The sequence below is a fragment of the Streptomyces sp. NPDC089915 genome, assembly GCF_040684675.1.
Classification (GTDB): domain Bacteria; phylum Actinomycetota; class Actinomycetes; order Streptomycetales; family Streptomycetaceae; genus Streptomyces.
The window spans coordinates 1-2,602 of sequence record NZ_JBFBGN010000293.1 but is presented as its reverse complement, the minus strand read 5'-3'; the positions used below and the strand labels follow the sequence as shown (position 1 = coordinate 2,602).

The 2,602-nt window shown below is 78.3% G+C and carries 2 protein-coding genes; both read right to left on the bottom strand.

The window, feature by feature from the left end:
• On the bottom strand, positions 1-1,444 hold a 1,444-nt coding region (locus AB0O29_RS35010), incomplete at its 3' end, for a condensation domain-containing protein (RefSeq protein WP_365160222.1).
• Entirely contained in the window at positions 1,441-2,409 is a 969-nt protein-coding gene (locus AB0O29_RS35005; protein ID WP_365160219.1) for an aromatase/cyclase, read from the bottom strand. The genes AB0O29_RS35005 and AB0O29_RS35010, both read right to left, overlap by 4 nt.
• Positions 2,410-2,602: the final 193 nt, after the last annotated feature.

Sequence of the window (2,602 nt, the reverse complement as noted above, 5' to 3'; positions counted from 1 at the left end):
GGAGAAGGTGCCGCCGACGAAGACGGTGCCGCCGGCTGCTCAGGGCCTCGTCGACGGTGGTGCCGGGGCCGGCCGTGACGGGGAGGCCGCGCAGCAGGCAGGTGGTCTGCCAGAGGATCTCGGCGGCGTCGCCGTCGGCGATCCGGGTCCGGTCGTGGACGAGCGTCAGCAGCAGCCCGCCGTCCGCGTCGTGGCGTGCGGTGAGCGCGAGCGGCGTCCCGGTGTAGGCGTCGCAGGTCTCCGCCGGCCCGGGCCCGGGGGGCGGACCCGGCGTGCCGGCGGCCGGGGGCCGCCCGTCGTCCGCGGCCGCCGCGGGTTCCCGCGAGGGGAGGAACGTCAGCACCGACTCGGTCAGCGGCTCGTACGGGTCTCGGCCCGACCAGCGGTGCACCTGCCCGGCCGAGACCCACTCGTAGGCGGTGAGGTCCACGGCCCGCCCGGTGAGGGCGCCGAGCAGCGCGGACAGGGCGGCGCGGGGGCCGACCTCCACGGCCACCGGGAGGGCGCCCAGCAGGGGCCCGGGCAGCCGGTCGGCCCCCTCCAGGGGGATGCCCCGGCCGGTGACGGCGGCGGCGAAGGCCACCGGGACCGGCCCGGCGGTCTCCCGCGGCCCGCCGCGGGCGCGGTACAGCAGCAGCGCCCACGCGGCCTGGAGGGCGGTGCTCTCGGCGGCCCCCAGGGCGGCGGCCCAGGAGCGCAGCCGGACCGCTTCGGCCGGGGTGAGGCGCTGCCGGGTCCGGCCGTGCCCGCGCTGGTGGGTGGGGCGGCCTCGGTCGCCGGCCGGGAGGGTGGCGGAGCCCGCGGGCGGGGCGGCGTCGGCCCAGAACGCGCGGGCGGGGCCCTGGTCCCGGGCGCCGACCCACTGGAGGTGGTCGCGCAGGTCGGGCCGGCGTTCGCCGCCCCGGCGGCGGCCGTCGGCGGCGTGGGCGCGGTGGAAGGCGTCCACGAGCCGGCCGGCGCTGACGGGGTCGAGGAAGGCGCGGTGGTAGGTGAGCAGGACCCGGGCGGAGCCGTCGGCCTCCTCCAGCAGGGCGATCCGCAGCGGGTCGGGCCGCGTCAGGTCGAACTCGCGCATCCGTTCGGCGGCGAGCAGCGCCTCCCAGTCGGCGCCGCCGGGGTGGTGGCGGACGATCAGGGGCCCGGCGGCCGGGTGGACGGCGAAGCCGGGCGGGCCGGCTCCGGCGCCGGCCGGGGCGAGGGCGGTGCGCAGGACCGTCTCCTGGTCGGTGACGGTCTGCCAGGCGCGGGTGAACCGCTCGGTGTCGAGCGGCCCGGGCAGCCGCCAGTGCAGCTGCCCGGTGTGCAGGCCCCGCCCCGGGTGGGTGAGGCCGTCGAGGAGCACGTCGACCTGGAGGGGGGCGGCGGGGTGGCTGCGCGGCCGGGGTGCGGCGAGGGCCCGGTGCGCCGGGGCCGGGCGGGGGCCTTCGCCGGGGCGGCCGGTCACCGCCTCGCGCTCAGCGTCGGGACGGCGGTCTCCGCGTGCCGCCGTGCGAGGTGCAGGACGCGGGTACAGATGCCGCCCAGGCCGCGGCGCACGTGGTCGCGGGCCTGGGCGAGGTCGGCGCCCGGGCCGAGGACCGCCTCGATGTCCTCCGCGCTCAGCAGGACCCGGTGGCTGGCGACGGCGGTGACCCCGGTCTCGTCGGGGTCCACCGACCATTCGCCGGTGTGCGCGGCGAGCAGCCGGGGGGTGCGGGTCCGCTTGTAGACGATCCGGCCGGCGTGCGGCAGGCAGACGCGTACGGACTCGGCGCTCTCGGCGGTGCCGTCGGCGGCGAGGGTGTCCAGGGTGAGCCGCTGGACGCCCGTGCGGTCCTCGGTCACCTGCGCGCGGGTGATCTCGGGCAGGTGCACCGACCAGTCGGCGGCCCGGTACAGGAAGTCGTAGACCAGCTCGGGGGGTCCCTGGACGCGCACGGAGTCCTCGAAGGACAGCAGGAGGCCGTCCAGGGCGGACCACTGCTCGGCGGTCCGCTTGAGCTGCTCCAGTTCGGCGTGGCTGTTGTGGTCGGTGGCCTCGGCGAGCCACCGGGCGCCGGCCCGGTCCCGCTCGGCCACCGCGAACCGGTGGTGCAGGGTCAGGCGCGAGCGTCCGCCGGCCAGTTCGGCGACCTCCCAGCGGCCGCTCAGGGCGGTGGCCGGGGGCGCCGGGACCTCCTGGTGGAAGTCGATGGTCCGCCGCGCGGGGTCCAGGGACCGCCGGGACACCCAGGACGTGACGGTCCCGCCCGCGGTCGCCCACATCCCGAACCGGTCGTTGGTCCCGTCGAAGTCCAGCCGCTCCACGTGGATGCTGGGCGGGACGAACAGCGGCCACTGGGTCGTGTCCGCGATCAGCGCGTAGACCACGCCCGCGGGGGCGGCCACGTCCACCGAGTACGACGTGTGCTGCACACGCTCACCTGACATCGGCTCACACCTCTCTGCCTAGGCTCACCAACTTCGCGCGCGTCGGCGGAGGTGTGCTCGAAGGGCCCTGGATCCCGGCTGCACCGGCCGTCCACGGGCTCTCGGGAGACCTTGCGCGGACGTCCGGGGGCCGCGTACGGGGGCCCGTGCGCCCGCGCTACGGCCCCCGTACGGCCCCCGCGCGGCCCGTCAG